The sequence below is a fragment of the Nonomuraea sp. 10N515B genome (genome assembly GCF_052245915.1).
Taxonomy (GTDB): Bacteria; Actinomycetota; Actinomycetes; order Streptosporangiales; family Streptosporangiaceae; genus Nonomuraea.
This window is the reverse complement of the sequence record NZ_JBQQBQ010000078.1, coordinates 1-24,914: the sequence shown is the minus strand read 5'-3', so window position 1 is coordinate 24,914 and position 24,914 is coordinate 1. Positions and strand designations below refer to the sequence as shown.

The 24,914-nt window shown below is 69.0% G+C and carries 17 protein-coding genes; 10 read left to right on the top strand and 7 right to left on the bottom strand.

Annotated elements, in window-relative coordinates:
* Window positions 1-59: 59 nt before the first annotated feature.
* From ACTWQA_RS51950 to ACTWQA_RS51940, 3 genes are read left to right on the top strand one after another with little or no spacing between them, the layout of a single operon-like run.
* Window positions 60-1,172 carry a Gfo/Idh/MocA family protein gene (locus tag ACTWQA_RS51950; protein WP_443166222.1) on the top strand — a complete coding sequence of 371 codons (1,113 nt, stop codon included), beginning with the start codon at window positions 60-62 and terminating at the stop codon, window positions 1,170-1,172.
* Entirely contained in the window at window positions 1,169-1,567 is a 399-nt protein-coding gene (locus ACTWQA_RS51945; protein WP_443166221.1) for a DUF6807 family protein, read from the top strand. The genes ACTWQA_RS51950 and ACTWQA_RS51945 overlap by 4 nt, the downstream gene beginning before the upstream one ends.
* The gene (locus ACTWQA_RS51940) at window positions 1,564-2,727 is read left to right on the top strand and encodes a glycoside hydrolase family 43 protein (RefSeq protein WP_443166220.1); all 1,164 of its coding nucleotides are present in this window, start codon (window positions 1,564-1,566) and stop codon (window positions 2,725-2,727) included. The genes ACTWQA_RS51945 and ACTWQA_RS51940 overlap by 4 nt, the downstream gene beginning before the upstream one ends.
* Before the next feature lie 166 nt (window positions 2,728-2,893).
* Here ACTWQA_RS51940 and ACTWQA_RS51935 read toward each other — a convergent pair whose 3' ends face one another.
* Entirely contained in the window at window positions 2,894-3,904 is a 1,011-nt protein-coding gene (locus ACTWQA_RS51935; protein WP_443166219.1) for a LysR family transcriptional regulator, read from the bottom strand.
* 120 nt (window positions 3,905-4,024) lie between these two features.
* On the opposite strand from ACTWQA_RS51935, the gene mmsB reads away from it, so the two are divergent.
* From mmsB to ACTWQA_RS51915, 4 genes are all read left to right on the top strand, one after another.
* Window positions 4,025-4,942, top strand: coding sequence for a 3-hydroxyisobutyrate dehydrogenase (mmsB, locus tag ACTWQA_RS51930; RefSeq protein WP_443166218.1), 918 nt, complete (start codon window positions 4,025-4,027; stop codon window positions 4,940-4,942).
* Window positions 4,939-6,288, top strand: coding sequence for an MFS transporter (locus tag ACTWQA_RS51925; protein WP_443166217.1), 1,350 nt, complete (start codon window positions 4,939-4,941; stop codon window positions 6,286-6,288). Before mmsB ends, ACTWQA_RS51925 begins: the two co-directional genes overlap by 4 nt.
* Window positions 6,285-7,799 (top strand): CoA-acylating methylmalonate-semialdehyde dehydrogenase, encoded by a 1,515-nt coding sequence (locus tag ACTWQA_RS51920; RefSeq protein WP_443166216.1) that lies wholly within the window; start codon window positions 6,285-6,287, stop codon window positions 7,797-7,799. The genes ACTWQA_RS51925 and ACTWQA_RS51920 overlap by 4 nt, the downstream gene beginning before the upstream one ends.
* A gap of 442 nt (window positions 7,800-8,241) precedes the next feature.
* On the top strand, window positions 8,242-10,077 hold the full coding sequence (locus tag ACTWQA_RS51915; RefSeq protein WP_443166215.1) for an RICIN domain-containing protein: 1,836 nt from the start codon (window positions 8,242-8,244) through the stop codon (window positions 10,075-10,077).
* Between the two features lie 52 nt (window positions 10,078-10,129).
* On the opposite strand, the gene ACTWQA_RS51910 is transcribed toward ACTWQA_RS51915, so the two are convergent.
* Genes ACTWQA_RS51910 through ACTWQA_RS51895 form a run of 4 tightly spaced genes read right to left on the bottom strand, consistent with a single transcriptional unit; the run spans window position 10,130 to window position 14,865 of the window.
* Window positions 10,130-11,800, bottom strand: a complete 1,671-nt coding sequence (locus tag ACTWQA_RS51910) for an MGH1-like glycoside hydrolase domain-containing protein (protein ID WP_443166214.1) — start codon at window positions 11,798-11,800, stop codon at window positions 10,130-10,132.
* 17 nt (window positions 11,801-11,817) lie between these two features.
* Window positions 11,818-12,624, bottom strand: coding sequence for a carbohydrate ABC transporter permease (locus ACTWQA_RS51905; RefSeq protein ID WP_443166213.1), 807 nt, complete (start codon window positions 12,622-12,624; stop codon window positions 11,818-11,820).
* Window positions 12,621-13,583 carry a carbohydrate ABC transporter permease gene (locus tag ACTWQA_RS51900; RefSeq protein WP_443166212.1) on the bottom strand — a complete coding sequence of 321 codons (963 nt, stop codon included), beginning with the start codon at window positions 13,581-13,583 and terminating at the stop codon, window positions 12,621-12,623. Before ACTWQA_RS51900 ends, ACTWQA_RS51905 begins: the two co-directional genes overlap by 4 nt.
* A 4-nt stretch (window positions 13,584-13,587) precedes the next feature.
* Complete coding sequence (locus ACTWQA_RS51895) at window positions 13,588-14,865, bottom strand: sugar ABC transporter substrate-binding protein (RefSeq protein WP_443166211.1); 1,278 nt, start codon at window positions 14,863-14,865, stop codon at window positions 13,588-13,590.
* A gap of 230 nt (window positions 14,866-15,095) precedes the next feature.
* On the opposite strand from ACTWQA_RS51895, the gene ACTWQA_RS51890 reads away from it, so the two are divergent.
* Window positions 15,096-16,112 carry a LacI family DNA-binding transcriptional regulator gene (locus ACTWQA_RS51890; protein ID WP_443166210.1) on the top strand — a complete coding sequence of 339 codons (1,017 nt, stop codon included), beginning with the start codon at window positions 15,096-15,098 and terminating at the stop codon, window positions 16,110-16,112.
* Window positions 16,113-16,340: 228 nt separating this feature from the next.
* Complete coding sequence (locus tag ACTWQA_RS51885; RefSeq protein ID WP_443166209.1) at window positions 16,341-19,982, top strand: LamG-like jellyroll fold domain-containing protein; 3,642 nt, start codon at window positions 16,341-16,343, stop codon at window positions 19,980-19,982.
* Window positions 19,983-20,379: 397 nt separating this feature from the next.
* On the opposite strand, the gene ACTWQA_RS51880 is transcribed toward ACTWQA_RS51885, so the two are convergent.
* Both ACTWQA_RS51880 and ACTWQA_RS51875 read right to left on the bottom strand, forming a co-directional pair.
* On the bottom strand, window positions 20,380-21,879 hold the full coding sequence (locus ACTWQA_RS51880) for a carboxylesterase/lipase family protein (RefSeq protein ID WP_443166208.1): 1,500 nt from the start codon (window positions 21,877-21,879) through the stop codon (window positions 20,380-20,382).
* 198 nt (window positions 21,880-22,077) lie between these two features.
* A complete protein-coding gene (locus tag ACTWQA_RS51875) occupies window positions 22,078-22,962 on the bottom strand; it encodes a PaaX family transcriptional regulator (RefSeq protein WP_443166207.1) in 885 nt (294 codons plus the stop codon).
* Window positions 22,963-23,483: 521 nt separating this feature from the next.
* Between ACTWQA_RS51875 and ACTWQA_RS51870 the strand changes: the two genes are divergently transcribed.
* The gene (locus tag ACTWQA_RS51870; protein WP_443166206.1) at window positions 23,484-24,299 is read left to right on the top strand and encodes an SAM-dependent methyltransferase; all 816 of its coding nucleotides are present in this window, start codon (window positions 23,484-23,486) and stop codon (window positions 24,297-24,299) included.
* The last annotated feature ends 615 nt before the right edge of the window (window positions 24,300-24,914 follow it).

The following is a 24,914-nucleotide window of genomic DNA, read 5'->3' as shown; positions in this document are numbered from 1 at the left end:
ACGGTTTTCCTCGAAGCGAAAGTGAACGTTCACTATTCTGCCATAGAGGGAGACCGTCCATGCCGGACCCGTCCCCGTCCGCCCGCGTCGCCATCGTTGGCGCGGGCGGCATCGCCCACGCCCACGCGGGTGCCCTGGCCGAACTATCCGACCGAGCGAGCCTGGTGGCCGTCGCCGACACCGACCGCGACCGCGCTGAGACCTTCGCCCGGCGCTTCTCCGTGCCGGGCGTGTACACCGAAGCGGAGAAGCTCCTCGCAGAGGAGCGCCTCGACCTGGTGCACATCTGCACCCCGCCGCACAGCCACACGCCGCTGGCCATCGCCGCCCTTCGCGCCGGGGTGCCGGTACTGGTCGAGAAGCCCACCGCGCTGAGCCTCGCCCAGCTGGACGAGCTCGCCGCAGTGCAGCAGGCCACCGGCACACCCGTCCTCACCGTCTTCCAGCACCGATTCGGCCCCGCCGCCGTCCGGCTGCACCGGCTGGCCTCCTCCGGAGCGCTCGGCCGCCCGCTCACCGCGGTCTGCGAGACCCTGTGGTACCGCACCGACGCGTACTTCGCCGTGCCGTGGCGCGGGCGCTGGGAAGTGGAGGGCGGCGGCCCGACCATGGGCCACGGCATCCACCAGTTCGACCTGCTGCTCTCCGTCCTCGGCCCGTGGAGCGAGGTCACCGCCGTGGCCGGCCGGCTCGCCCGCCCCACCGACACTGAGGACGTCTCCATGGCCCTCGCCCGGTTCGAGAACGGAGCGATGGCCAGCGTCGTCAATTCACTGCTTGCCCCGCGCGAAACCTCACGCCTGCGCTTCGATTTCGAGTACGCCACCGTCGAGCTGGAGCACCTCTACGGCTACCGCGAGAAGCACTGGCGCTTCACTCCCGCTCCCGGCCACGAGCACCTGGCCGAGCTGTGGCGAAGCGACGACGCGGACGACCTCGAGAGCGGGCACCTGCTGCAGATCGCGGCGGTCCTGGACGCGCTGCGGCACGGCACCGAACCCGCGGTGAGCCTCGTCGAAGCGCGCCGCACCCTGGAGTTCGCCGCCGCCACCTACGCCTCCGCGTTCCGCCGCCGCCCCGTCGCCGCCGGCGAACTCACCGGCGACGATCCTTTCGTGCGCGCCATGGACGGTGGCGCCGTGCCATGGCCGCGCGTCAAGGCGGCCGCGTGACTGCGCTGGACCCCACCGCCTGGGCGCTGGTCTTCGGCACCGAGCTGACCAACGTCTCCGGCGCGGACATCGCACTGGGCTCCCCGACCACACGGGGCCGGGAAAACGCCGGGTACGGGGGGCTGTTCTGGCGCGGCCCGCGCTCCTTCACGGGCGGCACGCTCGTCACCCCGGCCGGCACGGGCGGTGACGGACTGCGCGGACAGTGCCACTCCTGGATGGCCTTCGCAGGCCGGCTCGACGAGGACGACGCCCGGTCGCTGGTGCTGATGGCCGACGCGGGGCCGGACCAGGCGCCAGGACTCGCTGCTGCTGTAGGGGAGTTGCTGGACCGCGGCGCGAGGTCGGCCGACGTGGTGGGACCAGGGGGCACGCAGACGCGGGGAGGGGCATGATGACCAGCCACGGCCCGAACCGCCGCACCGTCGCGACCGAAGCGCTCGCCCTCGGCGGAACAGCCCCCCTCACCACGCATGCCGGCACGGCATCCGCCGCCGGGACCGCGCACGCGTCACCCCCTCAGTCCCCGCCAGCCCCCAGGTCCGCCGGAGCCGAACCATTCGAGGGTTACCTGTTCGCCTACTTCACGGGAGAGGACAAACCCCGCGGCGAGCAGATCTACTTCGCGGCCAGCCACGGCAACAACCCCCGATTCTGGGACGAGTTGAATGGGGGACAACCGGTCCTCACCTCGACGCACGGCGAGAACGGAGTGCGCGACCCGTTCCTGGTGCGTTCGCCCGCCGGCGACCGGTTCTTCCTGCTTGCCACGGACTTGCGGATCTTCGGGAGCGGGGACTGGTACGCTGCGAAACGGGTCGGCAGCCTGTACATCGAGGTGTGGGAGTCGGCCGACCTGGTGCACTGGTCGCCGCAACGCCACATCCGGGTCTCCCCCGACACCGCCGGCTGCACCTGGGCACCGGAGGCGCACTACGACCCGGAACGCGGCGCCTACGTCGTGTACTGGGCGTCGCGGCTGTACGCCGAGGGCGACACGGACCGCTCCACAGAGACCCACGAGCGCATGCTGTACGCCACAACCCGCGACTTTCGCACCTTCAGCGCCCCGCAGATCTGGCACGACCCGGGGCACCCCGTCCTCGACTCCACGGTGCTCCGCCACGGCGACACCTACTACCGGTTCACCAAGGACGCGCGAGCCCCCGGCTGGTCGGACCCCTACGGCCGGTTCATCACGCAGGAGAGGTCCGTACGGCTCACCGGCGCCGAGTGGGAACTGGTCGCCACGTGCGTCGGCCGGGGTGACACCACCCGCCCGGGCGTCACCGAAGGCGAGGGACCGACCATCTTCCGCTCCACCATCGAGCAGAAGTGGTACCTGCTCATTGACGAGTTCCGCGGCCGCGGCTATGTGCCGTTCGAGACCTCCGATCCAGCCGGCGGGGTGTGGCGCCCTGCCGAGGAATTCGTACTGCCGCAGGGCGCCCGGCACGGCAGCGTCCTGCCGGTCACGCGAGCGGAACTGGAGCGAGTGCGTACACACTACGGCGCAGGCGGCGCCCCGGCGCCATGGGGAGCCGGAGCGGGCTGACGGTTCCTGACGTCGGGTCGCAAGTCCGACGCTGCCCCTGTTGGTGACGGCGTTCTCGGTGGTGTGGACGTCTGCGCCTCCCATGTGACCGTGACCGGATCCCACCGGCTAGTGACCCGGCGCACCTGGGATACCGCCCCCGACTGCGGAGCCGCAACTGGGCCCGTCACTGTTGAGAAGGGACGGAGTAACGTTGGTGATCTGCTGCCCGCTCAGGGAGCAACTCATGCCGGCGGGTGGTGACCTCATGCTGTAGAGCGGCGCGTACGGCCGAGATCGGGGGATGCGCGGCGTCCTCCCGGCGGACGGCCAGCGTGAACGGCAGGCGTACGTCGATCTCGTCGGCCAGCAGGCGATGCAGCGGCGCCTTCTCGGCGAGGAAGGCGGGCAGCAGGCCGATGCCCGCCCCCACGCGGGTCGCCTCCAGCTGGGCGAAGATGTTCGTGGAGGCGAAGGCGGCGGTCATGCCCGGCAGGTGGTGCTCGATGTCGAGGTCGCCGGCCTGCAGAAGCGATTCGATGTAGAAGACGAGTGTGTGGCCGCGCAGGTCGGCGATGGTCTTGGGGCGTCCGTGCCGCGCGAGGTAGTCGTCCGTGGCGTAGAGCCCCAGCGCGTAGTCGGTGAGCCGCTCTGTCAAGAGCCGGCTGCTCGGCGGCGTGCCGATGGTGACGGCGAGGTCGAACCCCGACTGGTGGAGGGCGAGCTGGCGCGTCGCCGTGATCAGCTCGATGGTGAGCTGGGGGTGCCGCCGCTGGACCCGGGCGAGCGCGGGCGCGACGTAGAGCGCGCCGAAGCCGTCCGGCGCGGTGACCCTGACCATGCCGCGCAGTGAGGGTGAGTCCGTGGCGGCGACCGCGTCGGCCACGTGGTCGAGGGCCTCCTCGATGGCTCGTGCGCTCTCCGCCACCGTCCGGCCGACCTCGGTCAGCGCCCAGCCGTCGGCGCCGCGTTCGACCAGGCGTACACCGACGGTCTTCTCCAGCGCGGCGATGCGGCGCGAGACCGTGGTGTGGTCGACTCCGAGCACGGCGGCGGCCGCCACCAGACGTCCTGTGCGGGCGACGGCCAGGAGATACCGCAGGTCATCGGCGCGGAGCCGGCGGGGGTCTATGGGCCGGCGATGACGGGCGGAATCCCGTGCAGGGCTCTCGTCAGGCGAGACGGTAGCTCGTCGCATCCATGAAGTCTATGTGCATTTTTGCAGACATGGTCTGTGAGCTTGGCGCTTGAATGCACGTCACATCAGACGCCACAGTCTCGTTAACCGAGCGAAACATTACGGAGAGCGAGGAAAGCGATGACTGTGGTCGCTTGGATAGGTCTGGGGCATATGGGGTGCCCTATGGCAGCTCATCTAGTTAAGGCCGGTTTCACGGTACGGGGCGTGGAGATCGATCCAACCGCGCGCGAGGCCGCCTCGGCCGCGGGCGTCGAGGTCGCCGGATCGGTGGCCGAGGCGGTGGCGGACGCGGACGCCGTCTTCACCATGCTGCCCACCGGGCTGGAGGTGCGCGCCGTGCTCACCGGCGAGGAGGGGGTCCTCGCGCACATCCGGCCCGGAACCCTGGTCATCGACTCCTCGACGATCGACATCGCGACCGCGCGGGAGTTGCACGAGACGGCGGCCGCCGCGGGAGCGCGGTTCGCGGACGCTCCCGTGTCCGGAGGAGTTGAGGGGGCGAAGGCCGGCACCCTGACCTTCATGGTCGGCTGTTCTCCCGAGGTGGTGGCCGCCGCCAGGTCGCTGATCGAGCCCATGGCCGGCCGTATCGTGCCGACCGGAGGCCCGGGCACCGGTCAGGCCGCGAAGATCGTGAACAACATGATCCTGGGCGTCTCGCTCGCGGCGACGTGCGAGGGAGTGGTTCTGGCCGAGAGGCTCGGGTTGGACCTGAAGACCTTCTACGAGATCGCCACGCAGTCGTCGGCCGACAACTGGGCGCTGCGCACCTGGTACCCGGCGCCCGGCGTGGTCGAATCGGCGCCGAGCTCGCGAGACTACACCCCGGGGTTCAGCACGAACTTGATGGTGAAGGACCTCGCGCTCGCACTGCTGGCAGGCGAGAGCACCCACACCCCGCTCTCCGCGGCAGCGGCCGCACACCGGCTCTTCAGCGATTCGGCCGCCGACGGCGCCGGCGACCGTGATTGCTCGGCGCTGGTCCTCGCGGTGGCAGGAGCATCCGTGGCGCACGACCCCAAGGACAAGCCATGACAGACACCGCGTCATCGCGGGAAACCCCCCAGACCCCACCCAGCAAGCTGCGCAAGGTCATCGCGGCCAGCATGGCCGGCACCGTCGTCGAGTGGTACGACTTCTTCATCTACGGCACCGCCGCCACCCTGGTGTTCGGCAAGGTGTTCTTCCCGAACACCGGGACGGAACTCGACGGGATCATCGCCGCGCTGCTGACCTACGCCGTCGGCTTCGCCGCGCGACCGCTCGGCGGCCTGGTGTTCGGGCACTTCGGTGACAAGCTGGGGCGCAAGCGACTGCTGCAGGTGAGCCTGCTCATCATCGGGATCTCTACCTTCTGCATCGGCCTGCTTCCCACGTACGCGCAGGTGGGAGTGCTCGCGCCCGTGCTTCTCGTCGTCCTGCGGTTCGCCCAGGGCTTCGCACTCGGCGGCGAGTGGGGCGGCGCCGTGCTCCTCGTCAGCGAGCACGGGACCGCGGAGCGGCGCGGTCTGTGGGCGAGCTTCCCCCAGGCCGCCGTCCCCGCGGGCAACATGCTGGCCACGATCGTTCTCACCACTCTCGTCGCGGTGATGGACGAGGCCTCCTTCCTCGCGTGGGGGTGGCGCGTCGCGTTCCTGGCCTCGGCCGTGCTCGTCATCATCGGCTACTACATCCGCACGCACATCGAGGACGCGCCGATCTTCAAGTCGGCCGTGGCCAAGGCGGCGAGCGAGGCCGAGCACCGCTCACCGATCGCCCAGGTGTTCCGCGAACGGCCACGCCAGGTGTTCACGGCGATGGGCCTGCGCGTCGCCGAGAACATCCAGTACTACATGGTCGTCACGTTCTCCATCACCTACCTCAAGGTCGAGGTCAAGGCCGACACGGAGCGGATCCTGCTCCTCATGCTGGTGGCCCACTTCATCCACCTGTTCGCGGTGCCGGCGATGGGGGCGCTGTCGGACCGGATCGGGCGCAGGCCGGTCATCGCCGTGGGGGTCGCGGGAATGGCGGTCTGGGGGGCGGTGGCCTGGAGCATCCTCGACACCGACGAGGCGCTTCCGATCATCGCCATCCTCACGGCGGGGCTCGTCGTGCATGCCTTGATGTACGGCCCTCAAGCCGCCTTCATGTCGGAGATGTTCCCCACCCGGATGCGCTACACCGGGATCTCCATGGGCTACCAGGTGACCTCGATCTTCGCCGGGTCACTGGCCCCCATCATCGCCGCGGCCCTGCTCAGCTCGTACGGCACCGGCGCGATCTTCCTTTACATGCTCATCGCCGTGGCGATCAGCGGCGTCGCGCTGCTGATGGCGCGGGAGACCCGTGGCGTGGACCTCACGATCGTCGACGCGCAGCGTGTCGGGGTGATGTCGTGAAGCGGATCACTCATTGGATCGCCGGACAGGCATGGACCGGCGAGGCCGAGCGACGCGGCGACGTCTACGATCCGGCCACCGGCAGGGTGACGGGACAGGTGGACTTCGCGGGCGTCGCGGAGGTGGACGAGGCGGTGAGCGCGGCCTCCGGCGCGTTCGACGCCTGGCGTCACACGTCGCTGGCCAAGCGTTCCAGCACGTTGTTCGCCTTCCGCGAGCTGGTGAACGCCCGGCGTGACGAGCTGGCCTCGATCATCGTGTCCGAGCACGGCAAAGTGCACTCCGACGCGCTCGGCGAGATCGCCCGTGGCCTGGAGGTCGTGGAGTTCGCGTGCGGCATCCCTCACCTGCTGAAGGGCGGTTTCACCGAGCAGGCGTCGACCGGCATGGACGTCTTCTCGATCCGGCAACCGCTCGGGCCCGTCGCCATCATCTCGCCGTTCAACTTCCCCGCCATGGTGCCGATGTGGTATTTCCCCATCGCCATCGCGTCCGGGAACACGGTCGTCGTCAAGCCGTCCGAGAAGGACCCGTCGGCCGCCGCCTTCCTCGCCGAGCTGTGGAAGGAGGCGGGCCTGCCCGACGGCGTGTTCAACATCGTCCACGGCGACAAGGTGGCCGTGGACCGGCTGCTCCAGCACCCGGACGTCAAGGCGATCAGCTTCGTCGGTTCCACGCCGATCGCCCGCTACGTCTACGAGAACGGAACCAAGCACGGCAAGCGCGTCCAGGCCCTCGGCGGCGCGAAGAACCACATGCTGGTCCTCCCCGACGCCGACCTCGGCCTGGCCGCGGACGCGGCGGTCAGCGCGGGCTTCGGCTCGGCAGGCGAACGCTGCATGGCCATCTCGGTCCTCGTGGCCGTCGATCCGGTCGGAGACGAACTCGTCGCCAAGATCAAGGACCGCATGGCCACGCTCAAGGTAGGACCCGGCTGCAACGGCGACTCCGCGATGGGGCCGCTGGTCACCGGCGGGCATCGGGACAAGGTGACGTCCTACCTGGACGCGGGGCTTGCCGACGGCGCCGAGCTCGCGGTCGACGGCCGAGAGCATGTGATCGCGTCTCACGACGCGGACGGCCAGGAGACAGCGGACGGCTTCTGGCTGGGGCCCACGCTGTTCGACCACGTCAAACCCGGCATGAGCGTGTACGACGACGAGATCTTCGGCCCGGTGCTGTCCGTGGTGCGCGTGACGTCGTACGAGGAGGGGCTGCAGCTCATCAACGGCAACCCCTACGGCAACGGCACCGCGATCTTCACCAACGACGGCGGCGCCGCCCGCCGCTTCCAGAACGAGGTCGAGGTCGGCATGGTGGGAATCAACGTGCCCATTCCGGTCCCGGTCGCGTACTACTCCTTCGGCGGCTGGAAGGATTCGCTCTTCGGCGACACGCACGCCTATGGCGCCGAGGGCGTGCACTTCTTCACCCGTGGCAAGGTGGTGACGCAGCGCTGGAAGGACCCCTCCCACGGCGGCATCGACCTGGGCTTCCCCAAGAACGAATGAATCCTTCAACAGACCGCCGGACGGGCGTGCCCCGTCCGGCGGTCTGTTGCGCACGGTAATGGCCGATATCGCCCCCCCGACCTGCAGGACTGGGTCGCCTGCCCGGTCCGCCCACTCACCGCCAATGGTCTGATAGACGCGATCGTCGCGCTATGGCAGGCACCGGTCACGAACGGCACGTGACCAAACAGCGATCTACGTTTCCGGCCGAGGCGAACTCGCCCCGCAACCTGAAAGTCGTACCGCCGACATGCCGTTGACACGTCTCCGTCACGAGATCTACGATTCGGTCGAATCGATTCGCAAGCTGCCACTCTGCTTCAGGCGATCATCCGAGTTCAAGACAAGTCGCACGTCTCCGCATGCGCTCGAATCGGTTCACCGATGTCACGCCTTCGTGGTCCTTCTGCCTCCCTCACCCCCAGCTTCCGAAGGAGCCACCATGATGACGACCACCCAACAGCCGCCCAGCAGACGGCTTACCGCCGTCGCCCGCATCCTGGTCGGGATGCTCATCGCCGTCGTCCCGGCCATCCCGACGCCGGCGCACGCCGCGGACGAGTCCATCAGCGTCGACTTCGCCGTAGCCGGCGGCACCCCGACCTACCGCGCGTCCGGGTGGATCTACGGCATGACGGAGAACGCATCCGGGCCGGCAGACCACTTCTTCCGCGACGTGAAGTTCCGCTCCATGCGCGCCGGGGGCGCCCAGCTCGGCTCACCCGGCGGCTGGGTGTCCGGCGCCTACGAGCGAAGGTGGAACGCAACGCTGGCCCAGGCCCGTCGTACGATCGCGCTCGGCGGCCAGTTCATCATCCTCCCGCACGACCTGTGGGGGGCGGACGGCTACCCGATCTCGCGCTTTCCCGGCGACAACGGCAACTGGTCCGACTACGACGCCTTCCTCAGTCGCCTGATCAACGACGTGCGGTCGGCCGGGATCACCGTGCAGTGGGACATCTGGAACGAACCGAACATCTCCTTGTTCTGGAATCGCCCGCAGGCGCAGTACCTCGAGCTGTGGCGCCGCAGTCACCAGCGCATCCGCGCCGCGTTCCCGAACCACCTGATCGTCGGCCCCAGCTGCGCCTGCGTGCCCTCCACCACGTACGCCTGGTGGAACGCCTACCTCGATTTCGTCCGCGCCAACAACGTCGTCCCCGACATCATCAGCTGGCATTCCCTCCCCGGCGACCCGGTGGCCAACGTGGCGGCCGCCAATACGACCCTCGACTCGCGCGGCATCCCGCACCCGCGCCCGTACCAGATCAACGAATACGGCGCCTCCAACGAGCAGAACCCAGGAGACGGGTCGTGGTACATCGCTCGACTGGAGCGGGCAGGCGCCGACGGCCTGCGGGCGAACTGGGCGAGCGCGGGCAACCTGCACAACGATCTGGGCAACCTGCTCGTCCGTAACAGCGCGGGCCAGCACCTGCCCAAGGGCGAATGGTGGGTCTACCGCTTCTACGCCTCCCAGACCGGCCAGATCGTGTCCGTGGCCCCGAGCGTGTCCTACGACGCCTTCGCCACCAAGGCGACCGGCGTGGCCAAAATCCTTGTGGGCGGCGGCGGGACGACCGGCAACATCGCCGTCGATCTGCGCCGCCTCGACACCATCAGCGGCATCGTGCAGAACAACCAGGTCCGCGCGGTCGTGCAGCGCATCCCGTACAACGGCGGCGGCGCGGTCCAGGGGCCGATCACCGTCCAGAACACGGTCCTGACGCTGTCCGGCAACGCCGTCAGGCTGAACCTGCCGCACACCAACGCCGACGAGACGTTCACCGTCACGCTGCTGCCGCCGTCGGACGGCGGCTTCCAGTCCGTGGCGGTCGCGCAACATTCCCAGCAATGCCTGGACAACACCAACCTGAGCACGGCCGACGGCAACGTGCAGCAGCAGTTTTACTGCGAGGGCGGAGACCAGCAGTTGTGGAACTTCCGGCCGGTCGCCGGCGTGGCGAACACCTACACGCTGGTCAACCAGCACAGTGCGAAGTGCCTCGAGGTCAGCGCGGCGTCCACGGCCGACGGCGCGCCGATAAGCCAGCGGGCCTGCGCCGGCGGAGCGCAGAACCAGCAGTTCACCCTCCGCAAGGTCACCTACGGGGGTAACGACCCCCGCGACTACCAGCTCGTCGCCCGCCACAGTGGCAAGTGCGTCGACGTCAGCACGATCTCGACCGCGCCTCGCGCTCCCATCCACCAGTGGACCTGCAACCCGGCAGGCCAAGCCAGTCCGCTCAACCAAACCTGGCGACTCTGGGGCCGTTGACGGCGCCGTTCTCGGCAACCGTCCGCGCCTGCCTCTCCGGTCCACAGCGGGATCAGCTGCCGCTTCGCCGCTCGTGGGCGGCGGCGAGGATGAGGTAGGCGCTGGCCGTCCAGGTGTAGGCCCGGTCGCGTAGCCCTTCGCCGGTGCGGGCGTCGAAGTTCTCGGCGAAGCCGGACTTCTCGCACAGCTTGCGGAAGCGAGCGCTGATCTCATCGGCGAGGTCGGTGTATCCGGCGCGGCGCAGGCCGTCCTCGATGAGGACGGTCGAGGGCGCCCAGATCGGGCCTCGCCAGTAGCCGTCGTCCTGGTAGTGCTCGGAGGCAGGCAGCTCGGTGGCGGGTCCGAATGCGGTCAGGTGCTTCTCGATGCCGGCGGCCAGGGCGGCGCGGACGGGTTCGGGCAGTTCGTCGCCGAGCACGATCGGCATGAGGTCGAGCAGGCTGAGGCTGGGCCAGGTCCGTGTCGAATGGGCGCTGCGGGCGACGAACCGTTCGCCGTCCCACAGTTCGGCGAGCAAGGCGTCGCGCATCCGGTCGGCCCCTTCCGTCCACCGGGCGGCCGCTCCCGGGTCGGTGGCCAGGCGGGCGAGCTCGCGCATCTGGAGGACGAGGAAGGCGGCCAGGTCGGCGGTCTCGACGATGCGCTCGGGGTCGAAGGTGGTGGCGTTGTCCCAGCCGCTGTCGTTGCCGTGCTGGTAGTGCGGCAGTTCGTGGCCGGGTGCGCGACGGGCCGTCAGCCAGAAGGTGGTCCAGCGTTCCAGCAGCCGGTACGTGTCCACCGGCTCGGGCGGCGGCGGAAGGTGACGCAGGGCCCAGCCGTGGATGGGTGGCTTGACGAAGTTGTAGAGGATCTCGGAGTGGGTGACGGAGTCGGGCAACGCGCCGGCGGCGTCCTGGTGGTCGAAGGGGAGGCGGTATTGGTCCCATGCCAGGCCGGGCAGGCCGTCGGCGACCGCGATGGCGTTGAAGCAGTGGTCCCAGCTCCACACCTTGTCCATCCAGTGCTTGGACATGAGCACGGCGGGCCGGGTGATGAACCCGGCCGGGCGCACGGTGGCCGACCACAGCACGTAGGCGGCCAGCTCGGCGGCGGGTGTGCGGTCGCCGCGCCACGGCGCGACGGCCCCGGCGAACGCGTCGAACTCGGCCCGCGCGGCCTTGACCACCTGCTCGAAGGGGTCCGTGCTCGCATAGGGGGCGCGGGCGGTTTCGTACTCCTCGATGGCGATCTCCCACTCGCCGCTCAGGACGACGCCGCGTTCGGCGGTGCGCAGCGCCTGCGCGCCGAGCTGCTCGGCCTGCCCGCTGAGGAGGGTGATCCGGTAGCGGCGGCCGGTCTGATAGACGGTGAAGACGGACGATCCGTCGACGGGGTCCTGGTAGAAGTACGGGCCGCTGAACGGCGTCAGGACCGGGTCGGCGGCCACCAGCCGGAGCCCGAGACCGCGGCCGCGCACGCGTACCGTGTCGGCGCTCTCGTAGGCGAGGTCGATCCGGCCCTCGCCGTGGTTCCAGGTGAGCTGGTGCGGGGTGGCCGTGATCGCGGCCTCGGCGTCGGGGATCAGCCGCAGGATGGGGTGCATGCCGGTCTGGTGAGAGACCAGGTGCACGTCCTCGGCGTAGGTCTTCTCCGCCACCACGGGCGAGAAGCCGAACCACGAACCGTGGTAGCTGAACGGAATTTCCCGTAGGGAGAACACCGGGCCGGAGGCGGCGACGGTCATGAAGTGAGGGTCCCTTCTCAATCTTTGACAGCGCCCGCGGTGACGCCGGCGGCGACGTAGCGCTGGGCGACGACGAGCAGGATGGTCGCCGGGATGGAGGCGATCACGGCGGTGGCCATGATGGCGTTCCACTCCTGGTTGTTGTTGCCGATGTAGTGGTAGATGCCGAGGGTGATCGGCTGGTGGTCGCCGCCCTGGTCGAGGGTGCTGGCGAAGATGAAGTCCGACCACGCCCACAGGAACGCGAACAGCGACACCGTGATGAGCGAGTTGCGGCTGACCGGCAGCACGATCGACCAGAACGTGCGCACCACGCCGGCGCCGTCGGTGCGGGCGGCCTGCAGCAGCTCCTCGGGGATGCCGGACATGAACGTGGTGAGGATCAGCACCGCGAACGGCACGGCGAGGGTGGAGTCGGCCACGATGAGCCCGGGAACGGTGTTGAGCACGCCGGCGCTGAGGAAGATGGCGTAGAAGCCCATCGCCATGATGATCCCGGGGATCATCTGCGCGATCAGCAGCACGAAACTCAGCACTCCGCCACCTCGCGGGCGCAGCTTGGCCAGCGAGTACGCGGCCGGCGTCGCGAGCAGCAGCGTCAGCGCCACCGTGCCCAGCCCGACCACCAGGCTCACGCCCAGGTAGGGAAGCTGCTGGTCCAGCACCGCCCGGTAGCCCTCCAGCGTGCCGTCGATCGGGAACCAGTTCGGCGGGCTTTTACGCATGTCGGTGTCCCGGGTGAAGGACACGTTGATCATCCAGTAGACCGGGAACAGCATCACGCCGGTCAGCGCCAAGCCGACCGCGGTCTTCCAGTGCCTCATGCCAGTGCCTGCCTTCGCTGCACGCGGATGTAGATCAGCCCGAAGGCGAGCGCCATCACGATCAGCAGGTTGCCCACGGCCGCGCCGGGCCCGAAGGAGGGCACCAGGTTGCCGAAGCCGAGCCGGTAGGACCAGGTGGCGAACGTGGTCGACGACCCGCTCGGCCCGCCCTTGGTCATGATCCAGATGATGTCGAACACCTTCAGCGTGTAGACCAGACCGAGCAGGATGGTGATCGCCGAGACCGGGCGCAGCAGCGGGAAGGTGACCTTCCAGAAACGCTGCCAGGCGCTCGCCCCGTCCAGCGCGGCGGCCTCGTACACGACCGCGGGGATCGCCTGCAATCCGGAGTACAGCACCACCAGGTTGAACGGGATGCCGATCCAGATGTTGGCGATGATCACCGACCACAGCGACCAGTCCGGCGAGGTCAGCCAGTTCACCGGCCCGATCCCGAACCAGCTCAGCGCCGCGTTGACCACCCCGGAGTCGCTGTTGAGCATCCACGACCAGGTCGAGGCCGACACGATGAGCGGCAGCAGCCAGGGCACCAGGAACAGCGCCCGCAACGTGGCCGACAGCCGGAAGTGCTTGACGAAGAACAACGCCAGCGCGAGCCCGATGCCGAACTGGAAGACCAGCGACACCAGCGTGAACACCACGGTGTGCCACAGCGCGGGCCCGAACGTGGCGTCGCCGAAGACCTTGGCGTAGTTGTCGGCCCCGGCGAACGGCGCGTCGCCCTGCACGAACGAGCGCACCGTGTAGTTGCGCAGGCTCAGCTCGACGTTGCGATACAGCGGATAGGCGTAGAACACGAGCAGGTAGGCGACGACCGGGGCGAGGAACGCCCACGCCGCCCACTGCCCGGATCCGGTGCGCGCCGCCCGATGGCCCCGCCCCCGTGCCGGGGCGGAGCCGCGGGCGGGACGCACCGCCGTCTGCGTGAGGTGGCTCATGCCGCTACTGGGTCGCGCTCGCCGCCGCGGACTGGGCCGCCGCCATGGCGTCCTGCGGCGACTTCGAGCCGCTCAGCGCCGCCTGCACCGCGCCCCACATCGGTTCGGAGATCTTCGGGTATTTCGTCCCCAGGTCGTCGCTGGTGCGGCCCTTGGCCGCCTTAACCGCTTCGACCCACACCGTCAGATCGGGGTTGGCCGCCACCTGCTTGGCCTGCACCGCTTCGGTGGGCGCGATGTAGGACAGAGTGGTCGTCGTGGTGAGCGAGTTGTCGGTGCTGGTCAGGCAGGTCACGAGCTTCTGGGAGGTGGCGTAGCGGGCGGTGTCGGACTGCACCGGGATGCTGACGAACTCGCCGCCGGTCGGGGCGGGCGCGGTGCCGCCGTCCTTGCCCGGGATGGGGATGATGCCGTAGTCGAAGCCGGCCTTCTTGGCGTTGGCGAGCTGCCAGGTGCCGTTCTCGGCGAAGGCGTAGTCGCCGGCGGCGAACTCCTGCCAGCTCGTGGTCTGGGTGTTGTTGATGACGGAGTTGGGGGCGTACCCCTTCTTCAGCCAGTCCGTCCACAGCGCCACCGCGGACACGCCTTCGGGCGAGTCGAGCTTGGTGAGGTTCGCGCCGGAGCCCCAGAACCAGGGCAGGAACTGGAAACTGCCCTCCTCGGTGCCGATCGCCGAGAACGTGATGCCCTTCTTGCCGGACGCCTTCACCTTCTCCAGCGCCGCGGTCAGCGACGCCCAGTCCTTGACGGAGGCGACGTCCACGCCGGCCTTCTTCAGGACGTCCTTGTTGTAGTAGAGGGCCAGGGTGTTGGCGCCGATGGGAACGCCGTAGGTCTTGCCGCCGATCTGCCCGGCGGCCAGCAGGTTCGGCCCGATCGCGGAGACGTCGAGCTTGTTCTCCTCCGTGGTGGTCAGGACCCCGCCCTCGGCCAGCGTCGAGACCACGGGGTTGTCCACGATGAGCACGTCCGGCGAGTTGCCCTGCTGGGCGGCCAGCAGCGCCTTGTTGGTCAGGTCGCTGGTGTCGTAGCCGGTCCGCTCGACCTTCACCCCGGCCTGGGTGCCGCACGTCTCCAGGAGCTTCACCCACTCCGAGCTCTTGTCGTACTGGGGGTAGGGGTCCCAGATCGTGTAGGCGCCGCCCCCGGCGGCCTGGCTCGCACTCGTCGAGCCGCCGTCACCGCCGGACGATGACGAGCCGCAGGCGGCGAGCCCGCCCACGGCGGCCAGGACCGCCAGGCTCACACCGGCCGTACGCCGGCTCCTTGCCGCTGATCTCATTGATCTGACCTCCGCAGACAGGCGTTACGCGGCTGTTTCCATTCGAAGTCGAATCGGTTCGCCGAATCGGTTCGACCGAAGATAGGCCCGCTCCATCCTGCGCGTCAATGGGCGGGCGGAAGCCTTGCGGCAATCGATACGACTTCGCCACGAAACCGGGGTGGGTACCTCGCATGAACCGGTTCGACCTACGATGGTCGCCGACCGGCGGATTCGGACGAGGAGCACGGGTGAACATCGGAGAGATCGCCAAGCGGGCGGGCGTGTCGCGCAGCACCGTCTCGTACGCGCTCACCGGCAAGCGCCCGGTCTCGGAGGAGACCAAACGCCGCATCCTGACCGTCATCGACGAGCTGGGCTACCGCCCCAACGCCTCCGCCAGGGCGCTGAAGGAGGGCCGCACCCGCACGATCGGCCTGGTCATACCGCCGGCCGGCCGGCGCCTGACCGACATGCAGCTCGGCTTCGTGGCCAGCGTGGTCGACGCCGCCGCCCGCGCCGACCTGGACGTCCTGCTGTCGCCCTCGGGCGGCGAGCACGACCGCTCCTTCGAGCGCGTCGTCACCGGACGGCGCGTGGACGGCGTCGTCCTCATGGAGATCCGCCTGGAGGACGACCGGGTCGCCCGGCTACTCCAGAGCGGCCTGCCGTTCGTCGGCATCGGCCGTACCCGCCACCCCGAGGACATGTCCTGGGTGGACATCGACTACGAGACGCTCATCGCCAAGTGCGTCCACCACCTCGCCGATCTCGGCCACCGGCATCTGGCGCTGGTCAACCGCAACGCCGAGCTGGTCGCCGCCGGATACGGCCCGGGCCACCGCGCACAGGCCGGCTTCGACCGCGCCATCGCCGAACGCGGCCTGCACGGCGTTCAGGTCTGCTGCGGCGACGACCCCCCATCCGGACAGTCGTGCCTCCAGCAGCTCCTTGCTCAGCAACCGGACCTGACCGCCATCGCCACCATCAACGAGGCGGCGGTGTCCGGCATGTACCGCGCGCTGACCGAAGCGGGCTTGACCGTGCCCGGAGACTTCTCCGTCGCCGGCGTGGCCGCCCAGCACTGGGCCGAGAGCCTGCATCCGCCGCTCACCGCCGCCGACGTCCCGGCCGACGATATGGGCGCCCGGGCCGTCGAGCTGCTCATCCAGCGGATCGCCGACCCGGCCATCCCGCACCGGCACCTCCTGGTCGCCCCGCCGATCTCGCTCCGCGGCACAACCGGGCCCGCCCGGCCACGCGCCTGACCACACGGGCTCGTGGATCCGCAGGTCGCTCGACCTGAGGGCGGCGGCACTCACGCACGTGCACGCCCGCTTCCAGGATTGCGGCTCGCATGACGGCGACATGGCGGCGACGTGTCACGCACGTTTCTCGCTCTTGACCATCGCACCAGGGGGCGCTTAAGGTCCAGTCGAATCGGTTCGGCGAATCGATTCGACTCCCTTCAGCACTCCCCGAAATGGGAAAGGCGCATGGCTGAACCCTTGTCCCGGCGGGCACGCATGCGTGTGCCCCACGCCCTCCTCGCCGCCACACTCGCGCTGACCGTAATCCCGATCATCGCTTCACCGGCACCCGCCGCCCAGGCGGCAGCCCCGGACCTCGTGCTCCACTACGACTTCGAAGGCGGCCTGTCCGCCGGCACCGTCACCGACCGCTCCCCCTCCGGCCTCGACGGCACCCTGGTCAACCCCGGCTCGGCCACCACGGCCACCGGCGCCGACGGCACGCAGGCCTTGTCCCTGCCCGGTGGCGCGAGCGGCTCTGCCACGGCGCCGTACGTGACCATCCCGAACGGCCTGTTCCGCGGCCGGTCCGCCATGACCGTCTCGACCTGGCTGAAGTGGTCGGGCGGCCCTGACTTCCAGTGGGTCTACAACCTCGGCAAGGACGCCGCGACCGCGACCTTCGTCACTCCGTCCTATGCCGGCGAAGCGACCACGCGCTCGTCCATCAAGCCGGTCAACGGCACCGCCGAAGTAGGCGTGCCCGGCACACAGAAGCTGCCGGCCGGCCAGTGGGTCAACCTCGTCACCACGATCGACGGCAAGACCATCACCTACTACGTCAACGGCGCGGCCATCGGCAGCACCGCGGCCGCGATCGACCTGGCCGCGGTCATGCACGCCGACGGCAACACGACCTCCGGCTTCCTCGGCAAGCCGTTCTGGAACGGGCATCCCTTCCTGGCCGGCGCCCTGGACGACTTCCGCGTGTACGACGCCGCCATGACCGCCGATCAGGTCGCCGATCTGGCCGGCGACCGCCTGGCCACGGTGACGAAGGTCGAACAGGCCTCCTTCGAGGTGACCACGTTCAGGGACGTCGCTCCGGACCTCCCGAAGACCGCCGTCGCGCAGTTCTCCGACGGCATCCGCCGCGCCGTCCCGATCACCTGGGACGCCGTCGATCCGGCGCAGTACGGCAAGGTCGGCCAGTTCACCGTCAAGGGCACCGCGCACGGAACCCCGGTCCAGGTCACCGTCCGCGTCATCGCCAACGAGCTGGCCATCGACCTCGGCGCCGAGACCGGAGCCTTCCACGGCGGTGCGTCCGGCACGCTCTACGGCGTGTACGGCGAGGGCCTGCCCACCAGCAACCTCCTCGAAGGCATCAACCTGCGCACCGTGTCCACCAAGGCGCAGGACGGCCCCCAGCACCCGGGCGCCGACGCTCTCGAAGTGGTCAAGCCCCTGGCCGACGCCACGGACGGCGACGTGTACATCTACATGACCGACATCTACCGCGGCTTCCCCTACCAGTGGCCCGGCAGTACTCCCGAGGCCAGGCTGAACGACTTCAAGGCGAAGATCGCCAAGCAGGTCGACCAGGTCCTCGAGCTCCGAAAGCTCGACCCGAAATATCAGGACAACATCGTCTTCGTGCCGTTCAACGAGCCAGAAGGCAACATGTTCGGCACCGGAGGGTGGAGCTACAACCGGATCAGCTGGCTCAGCGACCCGCAGTATTACTTCAAGGCGTGGGACGAGGTCTATGCGCTCATCAAGGGCAAGATGCCGGCCGCCCGCATCGCCGGGCCCAACACGAGCGTGCTGTATTCCCAGGTGGAGGGCTTCCTGCGGCACACCGTCGCGGCGAAGACCGTCCCCGACGTGGTCACCTGGCACGAGCTCGGCGACCCCGCCCGCATCCGCAGCAACGTGGCGAAGTACCGCGGCTGGGAGAAGGCGCTGTTCGCGGGCACCCCGTATGAGGGCAAGCAGCTGCCGATCAACCTCAACGAGTACGCCTACAACTACCACACCTCGGTGCCCGGCCAGATGATCCAGTGGGCCTCGGCCATCGAGGAGTCGAAGGTCGACGCCGACATCGCGTACTGGAACATCGACGGCAACCTGTCCGACTCCGCCGTGCAGGCCAACCGGGGCAACGGCCAGTGGTGGCTGCTCAACGCCTACGGCCAGATGTCCGGCAACACGGTCAAGCTCACGCCGCCGCGCCCCAACGTGAGCTACTCCCTGCAGGGCGTCGCGACGCTCGACAAGGCCAAGGCGCAGGCCCGCGCCCTGTTCGGCGGCACGTCCGGCAAGGTCGACATCAGGTTCGACAACGTGGACACCGCCCTGTTCGGCGGGACCGTGCACGCGCTGGTCCAAGAGATCCCGTGGACCGGCCAGCTCGGCGACTCCGCCCAGCCCGAGGTCCTCGCCGAACTGGACCAACCGGTGCGGGACGGCTCCGTGATCTTCGCCTTCGGCGACGCGCTGCCCCAGCTCAAGGAGGCGTCGGCGTACCAGATCATCCTCACCCCGGGAGGCGGCACCACCTCTCCCGCCCAGGCGACCAAGCTCTGGCAGGCGACGTACGAGGCCGAGCACGCCGCCCACACCGGCACCCCCTACTACCGCAACGGCCCCGAGGGCTCACCCTCGAACGTCGCCAAGTTCTACACCTCCGGCCGCTACAACGTCGGTGGTCTGCGCACCGGCTCCACCCTGACCCTCGACTTCAAGGTCTCCGTCCCTCAGGACGGCACGTACGACCTGTCGGTCTTCGCCAACTCCCTCAACACTTTCGACGCCGTACGCGAACAAGGCCCCACCAACGTCTTCCTCCGCGTCGACGGCGGCGCCGAGCAGGAACTCCACCTGCCCTTGGGATACAAGTGGGTGGTCTGGGACCACGCCGACACCAGGGTCGCACTCACCAAGGGCGAGCACGTGATCACCCTGGCCGCGCGCAGCCTGGACGGTACCCGTGCCACCAAGGGCGACGCCCTCATCGACAAGATCGACCTCTCCCTCGCCAACCCCGCGGCGGCCGAGACCATCTACGAGGCCGAGTACGCCACCCTCCAGGGCGCCCGCACCGACTATGGCCGCACGAAGGTCTCCGGCCCCGGCCACACCACCATCAGCAAGGACCAGACCGCGACCTTCTGGGTCTACTCCCCTGACGACGGCGAATCCACCCTCACCATCGACACCCTCGGCGGCGGCCGCGCCTGGCTCGACGTCAACGGCCACCGCCTCACCGGCGTCAACGCCGACACCACGGTCAAGGCGTTCCTCGCCGGCGGCATCAACAAGATCACCCTCACCGGGCAGTCTGGCAAGCTCCGCCTGGACAGCCTCCGCGTCGCCGACACCGACGGCACCCTCACACCCACCTGGTACGAAGCCGAAGCCGCCCGCCTCGCCGGCACCGCCAAGGTCGCCGGCTACCCGCTGGCCGGCGGCGGCAAGGCCGTCACCGACATCGGCGGCGCCCCCGGCAACGCCAACACCCTCACCTTCGATGTCACCGCCCCCAAGGACGGCGCCTACGCTCTGACCGTCCGCTACTCCAACCCCGAACAGTCCCCCGCCTCCCACTACAACCCCGACCCACTGGCCCGCCACGCGGAGATCTCCATCAACGGCGCCCAGCCCCAGCGCGCCTGGTTCCCCCACTCCTTCCACGCCGACAACTTCTGGGAGCTGACCATCCCGGTCCAGCTCAAGAAGGGAGCCAACACCATCGCCTTCGCCGCGCAGGAACTGCCGAGCTTCGACAGTGACTCCTACATCTCCGACACCTTCCCCGACATCCTGCTCCGCTCGAAGTACGCCCCCAACGTGGACAAGATCGCAGTGACGCCACTCGCCAAGTGACACCTCACCGCGCATGAGGCTGGGCGGAACGCGATGCTCCCGCCCAGCCTCATCTGCCAGGAACGCCTTGAACACGCGACCTCGTCGAACACGACGACCGAACCCTGCTCGACCTGCTGATAGCCGAGGCTGAGGCCGTCGAGCGCGACCGATACACCGAGGCCGGCCTCGAGGCTCTGGACGCCGCTCTGGACGCCGTTCTGGACACCGCCCGATCGAACCTCGCCGGTCAGGCCGAGATCGACCAGGCAGCCGACGCGCTGCTCACCGCGATCAAGGAGCTCACGTCGAAGGGCCCGTGGGCTGGGCTGGCCCACGCCACAAGCGCCCGCCAGGCTGCGGCATCGTTCCGCGTGGGCTCAGGAGTACGCCACGCTTCGTGGCCCTATGGGTGTGATCACAGGCGGGGCAGCGGGGCGAAGGTGTGGTCGCGCCAGAGCCGGCGAGAGGTCTCCTCCGGGTAGGTGGTGACCATCGGTTCGCTGTCCAGGATCTGGGTCAGGCGGCGCTGGGGTTCGTAGGCGGGCCAGCCGGGGTCGCCGGTGGCGGCGAACGTCGTCCACGCCGTGCGGACGTGCCGGGACAAGGCTTCAGCCTGGGGAGAGGCCGGGTCGCCCATCAGGCCGACGCCGAGGCCTGCGTCGAAGACGCCAAAGGTGAGCGGGACGTCCAAACCGTGGCAGGCGCCCAGCATCCCGCCCATGCCGGGCGCGGGCCAGGTCAGTTCGTACAGGTGCACGCGGCCCCCGCCGGCGGCCTGCGCCTCGGCGAGGTGCAGCGAGGGCATGCGGAACAGCCAGTCGGACTGCACCAGCTCGAACAGCTCCCCTGCGTCGGCGGAGGGGAAGGCCGCACGATAGCCGTGCCCGCCGTCGGGGGCGAACACCCGCAGCGCCGCGGCCCCTTGCTCACCTGTGACCTGCCCGAGCAGACCGCCGAAGGCGACGAAGAGCCGGTATTCGTCGCGGTTGTGGCCGACGATCAGCTCGATCTCCCGGCCGGCGCCATCGGCCAGGGCCTGCCACGGGGTGGTGGGCAAAACCTCACCGTCGACCACGGGCGAGAAGATCGTCGGCGTGTGCGCGACCACGCCCCATCGCTCCTCGTACAGGCGCATTTTGCCGGTGACCGTGTCACCGGCCGCGGCCAGCCGGCCGGGCGCGACATCTGTCAGGTCATCGGTGGTCGCGGCCAGGCCCAGCTCACCGGCGACGACGGCGGTGATGTCGGCGGCCAGCTCCGCGGAGAAGAACGTGCCGGGAACGCTCTGGGCGATCCCGCGCTGGAAGAGCCCCGCCGCGCGCGGCATGCTCATCAACGCGGCGACCGAGCCCGCGCCGGCGGACTCGCCGAAGACGGTGACCCGGCCGGGGTCCCCGCCGAAGGCTTCGATGTTCTCCTGCACCCATTCCAGCGCGGCGACCTGGTCGAGCAGGCCGCGGTTGGCCGGCGCCCCGTCGATGTGCGCGAACCCTTCCATGCCGACCCGGTAGTTGCAGGTCACCACGACCACGCCGGCCTCTGCCAGCAAGGTCCCGTCGTAGCCGGGGTCGGCCGACATCCCGAACATGTAGGCACCGCCGTAGATCCACACCATGACCGGCAAGCGGGCGCCCGGATCGGGGGTCCAGACGTTGAGCGTCAGCCACTCGTCCCCGACGGCGCCGCCCGCTGCTGGGGGGAGCCCTGCCATGGTCGCCTGCGGGGGCGGCGGGCCGAACGCGAACGCCTCCCGCACGCCGTCCCACCCGCGCACCCGCTGCGGGGCGGCGAAGCGTGCCGGGCCAACCGGGGGCTGCGCAAAGGGGATGCCGCGGAAGACCGCCAACCCTCCTTCCCTGCGACCTCGGACCGTTCCCGCCGTAGTGCGGATCTCCGGCTCGGTGGACATGGCCATCAAAGGCTCCTTTCGCAGGAGAGACGATCTGGGGCGCCCACCTGCAGAAGAGCCCGAAAGCCTCCGCTGCCACACCGATGGCCTGCCGACAGCAAACAGTACAACAGCATGACGTTCGTTCATAGTTTTGTAGAATCTCATGGCTGGGATGCTGAGGCACGGTCAGACGCGACAGGCCGAGAGCGGCTGCGCCGAGGCCTATCTCATCTGCGCGCAGATTCGTTCCCACTCGCGGGTCGCGGCCGGCTCCCACCTCGCATGCTGCCGATGGAAGAGCTTCACGGCGCGCGCGCCGTGCCATCCCTGGGGAAGCAGTTGCGTGGGGAGCGCGGGATCGATCAGAGCGAGCCGGCGCCAGGCGTGGACGAGTCGCGTGAGCCGGACCAGTGGATCATCGGAGGGCGGGCGGGCGAACTCGGCAAGGAACGCCTCGTATTCCTGCTCGACTTCGTCGAGGTCCCACGCCTGCCGGACGAGGATCGACAACTCGCCGCCGGCGAGATATTCGGAGAGGAAGATCTGCGCCTCCTCGCGCACCTCGGCTTCGTCGAGGACGAACTCGGCCTCGACGACCCGGTCGGTGTGCGTGGTGACCCAGACACCAGGCGCCGGGCTTCCGAATCCCGCCCAGCGCAGCCGCGTGCGCAGCAGGTGACGTCCGGCCCGGTTGGTCTCGGCGGCCCGTGCCAGCACTACCAGCCATCGGCCGTCCCACTCCGGCTGGGCCGCGGTGAAGCCGAAGATCCGCTCAGCGCCGAGGTCGAGGAACTCTTGGAAGGCCGGGCTGAGGTGCAACCACGTGTACCGCCCTTCACGATTGGGGATGAGCCAACCGTCCGCGGCCGCGCGCGCCAGGGCCTGCCGGCAAGCTTCCTCCTTGACACCGAAGCGACCCAGCGCATCGACGAAGGCCGACGTGGGAGCGGGCTGCCCGGCCGGGCGCACGTAATCACCCAGCATCGTGATCAGCAATCCGCGAACACCACCCGTGCCCGCGGCGTACCGGCGTGACAGAACGAACCTCTCCTGAGACGCACTGCCGAACGGGGCGGCCGACGTGGTTCCGTCTTGGGACTCGGACATGCGGCCGTCAGTGACCGGCTGTGCGGTCGCGGGCGAGATCAGGACGCATGGCCAGATTGTATGGCCGGTCGCCGGCCGCTGATCACCAAGCCGCCCACGGGTCGGAACCCACAGCGCCAGCTCCCTGTTTCATTAAGGTTCAGCACTGCTGTGGATTTGACGATTCAGGCCATGGTGGCAGAGGCCTAGCAGCGGGTAGAAGACCGAGCGCCCCCCGCTGGCCAGTTAACGGGGGATGAGCTCCGATGGGCATGGCTACTGTGCCGGGCACGTCGACGGGGAAGAGTTGGACGTTGCGCTGGCGGCGCTGGTTCACGCTTATGCCGACCACAGCTGGTTTGCGCACTTACGGAAATCCTCCGGGCCACCAGTAAGCACTCGGGATGGCGGTGTACCCGTTAAGATCGATTCAATACGTCCAGCCGGAGCCGACGCCCTGGCGTAGGTAGACGCGCCTGAGGCAGGATTTGGCGACCCGGGAGCGAGGCGGGACGGTCGAGTCCCCCGACTGAAGGATCTTCATGAGTGACGACCACACCGACGCTCGAGCGGCATGGGCGCGCGTCAACACCGCCATCCCGCATTCGGCGCGGCTCTGGGATTTCCTGCTCGGCGGCAAGGACAACTTCGCGGCCGATCGCGAAGCAGCCACGAAGATGATGGCCTTGTTCCCTGATTACGCTGAGGTGGCCCGCTTGCAGCGGCAGTTTCTCATCCGCGCGGTCAGTTGTCTTGCCGGCGAGGTGGGCATCCGGCAGTTCCTGGACATCGGCACTGGGTTGCCAACGGCCAACAACACCCATGAGGTCGCGCAACGGATCGCCCCGGATTCCCGTGTCGTCTACGTCGACAACGACCCGATCGTGCTGGTCCACGCCCGCGCCCTGCTCACCAGCACGGAGCAGGGTGCGACCACCTATCTGGACGCGGACTTCCGCCAGCCCGACGTGATCTTGCAGGGCGCGGCGGAGATCCTGGACTTCACCCGGCCGGTGGCGGTGATGATGCTCGGCATCGCCGGTCAGGTCACCGATGAGGAAGATCCGAAGGGCCTCATCGACGCCATCCTCGACCCCCTCCCATCGGGGAGTTACCTCGCGTTCACCGACGGCACGAACGTCCATCCCCCGCTGGTAGAGGCGCTGCGCATCTACAACCAGAACGCGAACAACACCTACCAGCTGCGCAGCCCCGAACAGTTTGCGAGCTTCTTCGACGGGCTGGACTTGATCGACCCCGGTCTCGTACCGACCGCGGAGTGGCGCCCCGAACCCGACCGGTGGGACAAGCCGATCTCCGCGACCGTCTCCCTGGCAGGCGTCGCACGTAAGCCATGAACACGCCTCGTCATCCGAGCGCAGCGCCGACCGATGGAGGCCAAGGAGGTCTCAGCTTAGGCAGCCTGCTCTCGGATATCCGGCGTGCCGCGGTTGTTGCCGGGCAGCGACCTCGTATTGGCCGGGGCCCGCGGCCAATTCAAACGCCTCATCTTGCAGCGCACCGGGCTGAGCCCAGTTCTGTCTCTGAGGTGCCCCGAAGCTTCCGGGCTCGGACCCAAGTAGGGTCAGAGATGGTCCGGGAAGGAAGCACATGCTCCATAGCCCAGCAAGGACACGAGCCTTCGCATCCTGGCTCGCCTGCCGATGCTCACGGCGAAAGTCGCGGCACAAGAAGCCAGAGAACGTGCGGCGCTACTTCCACCCGTCGGCAGATGCGATCGCCGAGGTCACCAGCCTGCTCGTGCCCGCCGACAGCAGAAGCTGAGATCGGCAGTGGACGACCGTGCCGTCCCGCACGATCGTCAGCTTGTGCGTACCATCCTCCAGAGGAATCGTCAATACCTGTGGATCAAGATCTTTCAGGCGGCTGCCGACTGCTCTTCGATAGCCGGTGATTCCTCGGGCCGCTCGATGAGCTTGCCCTTGCGGAACTTCGCCCCGGCGCGGACCAGG

Coding starts and splice junctions, on each gene's coding strand:
- ACTWQA_RS51950 (WP_443166222.1), top strand. CDS start 60: ATGCCGGACCCGTCCCCGTCCGCCCGCGTCGCCATCGTTGGCGCGGGC.
- ACTWQA_RS51940 (WP_443166220.1), top strand. CDS start 1,564: ATGATGACCAGCCACGGCCCGAACCGCCGCACCGTCGCGACCGAAGCG.
- ACTWQA_RS51935 (WP_443166219.1), bottom strand. CDS start 3,904: ATGCGACGAGCTACCGTCTCGCCTGACGAGAGCCCTGCACGGGATTCC.
- mmsB (WP_443166218.1), top strand. CDS start 4,025: ATGACTGTGGTCGCTTGGATAGGTCTGGGGCATATGGGGTGCCCTATG.
- ACTWQA_RS51925 (WP_443166217.1), top strand. CDS start 4,939: ATGACAGACACCGCGTCATCGCGGGAAACCCCCCAGACCCCACCCAGC.
- ACTWQA_RS51915 (WP_443166215.1), top strand. CDS start 8,242: ATGATGACGACCACCCAACAGCCGCCCAGCAGACGGCTTACCGCCGTC.
- ACTWQA_RS51910 (WP_443166214.1), bottom strand. CDS start 11,800: ATGACCGTCGCCGCCTCCGGCCCGGTGTTCTCCCTACGGGAAATTCCG.
- ACTWQA_RS51905 (WP_443166213.1), bottom strand. CDS start 12,624: ATGAGGCACTGGAAGACCGCGGTCGGCTTGGCGCTGACCGGCGTGATG.
- ACTWQA_RS51900 (WP_443166212.1), bottom strand. CDS start 13,583: ATGAGCCACCTCACGCAGACGGCGGTGCGTCCCGCCCGCGGCTCCGCC.
- ACTWQA_RS51895 (WP_443166211.1), bottom strand. CDS start 14,865: ATGAGATCAGCGGCAAGGAGCCGGCGTACGGCCGGTGTGAGCCTGGCG.
- ACTWQA_RS51885 (WP_443166209.1), top strand. CDS start 16,341: ATGGCTGAACCCTTGTCCCGGCGGGCACGCATGCGTGTGCCCCACGCC.
- ACTWQA_RS51880 (WP_443166208.1), bottom strand. CDS start 21,879: ATGGCCATGTCCACCGAGCCGGAGATCCGCACTACGGCGGGAACGGTC.
- ACTWQA_RS51875 (WP_443166207.1), bottom strand. CDS start 22,962: ATGTCCGAGTCCCAAGACGGAACCACGTCGGCCGCCCCGTTCGGCAGT.
- ACTWQA_RS51870 (WP_443166206.1), top strand. CDS start 23,484: ATGAGTGACGACCACACCGACGCTCGAGCGGCATGGGCGCGCGTCAAC.